The 3,739-nt window shown below is 32.5% G+C and carries 5 protein-coding genes; all 5 read left to right on the top strand.

The window, feature by feature from the left end; all coding sequences use genetic code 11:
- The first annotated feature begins 302 nt into the window (after window positions 1–302).
- Entirely contained in the window at window positions 303–944 is a 642-nt protein-coding gene (gene rpe, locus ACXJH6_RS05795; RefSeq protein WP_456470815.1) for a ribulose-phosphate 3-epimerase, read from the top strand.
- Window positions 945–1,547, top strand: coding sequence for a phosphoribosylanthranilate isomerase (locus ACXJH6_RS05790; protein WP_456470814.1), 603 nt, complete (start codon window positions 945–947; stop codon window positions 1,545–1,547). It begins immediately after the preceding gene.
- On the top strand, window positions 1,548–2,843 hold the full coding sequence (locus ACXJH6_RS05785; protein WP_456470813.1) for an NFACT RNA binding domain-containing protein: 1,296 nt from the start codon (window positions 1,548–1,550) through the stop codon (window positions 2,841–2,843). It begins immediately after the preceding gene.
- Complete coding sequence (locus tag ACXJH6_RS05780) at window positions 2,840–3,079, top strand: hypothetical protein (protein ID WP_456470812.1); 240 nt, start codon at window positions 2,840–2,842, stop codon at window positions 3,077–3,079. Before ACXJH6_RS05785 ends, ACXJH6_RS05780 begins: the two co-directional genes overlap by 4 nt.
- Before the next feature lies 1 nt (window position 3,080).
- Window positions 3,081–3,739 (top strand): phosphatidate cytidylyltransferase (locus tag ACXJH6_RS05775; protein WP_456470811.1); only part of this gene is annotated, 659 nt, incomplete at its 3' end.

Genomic DNA, 3,739 nt, shown 5'->3' with positions numbered 1-3,739 from the left:
TTTTAGAGACAGAAGAATCGAACTTTATAAAGATTTAAGGAAAAGACATTGCGTTGGATAATTTGGTTTTTATTTTTTAATTTTTCTTTTGCTGTAACGCTAAAAGAAGTAAATAATACGGAAAATTGAGATTTTAATTCTTTATATTTATTAAACGCTGACTTTATTCCTTATGTTTTAAAGCATAAAAATATTTTACTCAATTTAAGAGGGGTGAAAATTTAAGTAAAGCGGTAAAAAGAGCTGACGAAAATTTATATAAAGCAAAACGTACCGGAAAAAATAAAGTAGTAGGAGGATAAATGAAAATAGCACCGAGTATTTTAAGTGCGGATTTTGGAAGATTGGCAGATGATGTAAAAGCTGTGTGCGATGCGGGAGTCGATTTAATACATGTGGATGTGATGGACGGACATTTTGTTCCGAATATGACGATGGGTCCGATGATAGTGGAGGCTGTGGCAAAAGCCTCTACAAAACCCCTTGATATTCACTTTATGGTTGAAAATATTCCGTTTTTTGTAGATATGTATAAACATCTTAAACCTGAATTTATCTCTTTTCATGTAGAAGAAGAAAAGCATATCAATAGGGTTATTCAAAAAATAAGAAACGAGGGTATTAAACCAGCGGTTGTTTTAAATCCTGCAACACCTGTATGTCTTCTTGAATATATAGTGGCTGATGTGGATATGGTGCTTTTAATGAGTGTAAATCCGGGATTTGGAGGACAAAAATTTATTCCAAGCGTTATTGATAAAGTAAAAGAATTAAGAGAACTGGCTGAGAAGAAAAATCCTTCTCTTTTAATAGAAATCGACGGAGGGGTAAACGATAAAAACGCGCCTATGCTTAAAGAAGCCGGAGCGGATATTTTAGTAGCGGGAAGTTATGTGTTTAAAAGCGGGGATTATAAAAAAGCCATTGAAAGTTTGAGGTGTTAAATGAGAGTGAAAATATGTGGCATTACAAATTATGAAGACGCTAAAATTGCCTGTGATGCCGGGGCTGATGCGCTGGGGTTTGTTTTTTACAGACCATCTCCTCGTTTTATTGAGGCAGACGAAGCTAAAAGAATTATCGCCAAACTGCCTCCTTTTGTAACAAAAGTGGCCCTTTTTGTAAATATGACCCCTGAAGCGATAAACGGGGCTATGGAATTTTTAAAAGCGGATATTGCCCAGATTCATTTTGATGCGGATGAAGCGTTTTTTAATAGCTTAACTTGTAAATACTTGCCTGTTGTCAGAGCAAAAGAAAAGAGCGATATTGAAAAATTTGAAGAGAGTTATAAAATTGTTGACGCTTATGTTCCTGAATACGGAGGCAGCGGTAAGAGACTGGCTCTTGAATGGTTTGAGGGAAGGGATAACTCTAAAACTATTCTTGCCGGGGGACTTACTCCCGAGAATGTATTTGAAGTGGGAAGATACGGTTTTTACGGAGTTGATGTCAGCAGCGGAGTTGAAGAAAAACCCGGGAAAAAAGATAAAAGAAAAGTCAGACGTTTTGTAGAAATGGCAAAATACGCTCTTAGGTGCGGGTAAATGAAAGCTTTTATATTAAAAAAAATAGCCGATAGAATAAAAAAATATAAATTTGTAAGAAGAGCTTTTAGGGTCGATGAAAATCTGATTTTAATGCAGTTTGATAACGACAGATACTATTTTGACCTTACCAAAGGCAGCGGGGATATTTACATAAATATTGATTATCCTTTGGTTAAAAAATTTAAAGCTCCTTTTGATATAGTGCTTGAAAAAAAGTTTACAAAAGCAAAACTTATAGATGTGGAGGCAAAAGAGAGGATTTTAACAATAACCGCTAAAAATCAAAACAGATTTAAAGAAGAAATTGTAAAAATCAGGTTTGAGTTTACAGGTCGTTATACGAATGCCATAATATTGGACGAAAACGACAATATTATTGAATCTTTGAGGCATATAAGCGAAAATATTTCAAGCAGGGTCGTAAAACCCGGAATCAAACTTCAAGAGCTTCCTTCTGTTGAAATAAAAGAAAAGGTTTTTGAAATTGATGATTTGGAAAAGTATACAAAAGAACTTTTTTATAAAAAATATGCAAATAGATTAAACCAGAAAAAAGAGTCTGTTCTTAATAAAATAAACAAAAAAATAAAAGAAATCGAAAAGAAACTAAATAAGTTGGAAAATGAAGAAGAACTTTTAAAAAAAGCCGAGCTTTATAAAAAATACGCTGATATAGCTATGATTAATCTTTATAAGATTAAACCTTATGATAAAGAGTTAAAAACGATTGATTTTGAGGGTAATGAAACAGTTATTCCAATTCCGTCGCTTAAAAATATAAATGAAATAGGTAATTATTATTATAAGCTGGCTAAAAAAGCGAGAAAAAAAGCCGAAAATCTGCATATAGAGAGAAATTATTTAAAAGAACAGCTTGAATTTTTAAAAAATTATATTAAACTTGTAAAAAACGCTAAACATTTAAGTGAGCTTAAAACATACGAACCTCCGAAAAAAGAGAAAAAAGAGGATGAAAATATTGCTAAATTTTATTATGACGATTATATGATACTGGTTGGAAAAAATGAAAAAGGAAATGTTAAACTGCTAAAACAGGCCAATTCAAACGATTTATGGCTTCATATCAAAAATCTGCCGGGGGCTCATGTTATAGTTAAGAATAATAAACTTTCGTTAAATGACGATATTATTAAAAAAGCGGCTAAGCTTGCTTTGGCTTTTAGCTCAAAAGAAGAGGGGGAAGTGGATTATACTAAAAGAAAATTCGTAAAAATAAAAGAAGGGGCTAAGGTTGAGTATGGAAAATATAACACAATAAAGGTAAAATTATGAACCTGATTCATAACATAAGCTGGATTAATCAGAATTCTCATATACCTTCTGTGATTATGGCGGACCATGTGGCAAGAGAAATTGTAAGCAGGGAAGTGCAAAAAGTTATTAATGAAGACAAGGAGCTTAAAGTAAACGAGGTTAGACCCGTTGAAGAGATTGAAAAGATTTTGCCTGAAGACGATGAAAAAGAAGATGTGGAAAGAGAAGTAAAACATATAGATTTAAAGGCCTAATATGAAAGAAAGAATTGTTACATCCGTTGTATTGATAGGAATTTTGTTAATAGTGGGATTAATAGATAATAAATATTTGACCTCTTTTTTGATTTCTATTATTTCACTTATAGGCATATCCGAGGCTAAAAGACTCTTTGGTTTGAAAGAAGATAATGTTATTTATTTTTTGGGATTTTTGTCATTTGTCGCTATTTTTATAAATTCTGTTTTTGTAGCTACGGTCGGTATTTTAAGTATAGCCGGATATGTTGCTTTTTACAGAAAAGAGATTGATTTATTATCGGTTGCTTTTTATCCTTTTTTATCTTTAATGATTCTTATGGATTTATATTTAAAAACTTCCATGGAAATGATAGGATGGCTTATCGTAATAGTTGCGGCTACCGATTCTTTTGCCTATCTTATCGGTAAAAACTTTGCAAAAAAATTTATTCCTCAGGGATTTTCCCCGACTTCCCCGAATAAATCATGGGAAGGTGTTATAGGAGGAGTGTTTTTGGGAACGTTGTTAGGAAGTTTTGTAGGACTTGCCTTTTTTGATTTTATAAATTCTTTTGTTATATCTTTTTTTGTAAGCATTGCCAGTGTGTTTGGGGATTTGTTTGAGAGTTATTTAAAAAGAAGAGCCGGGGTAAAAGACAGCGGTAATATTTTGCC

This window comes from Caminibacter sp. (assembly GCF_053999135.1).
The sequence above is the reverse complement of the archived record's forward strand: the minus strand, read 5'-3'. Positions and strand labels throughout refer to the sequence as shown.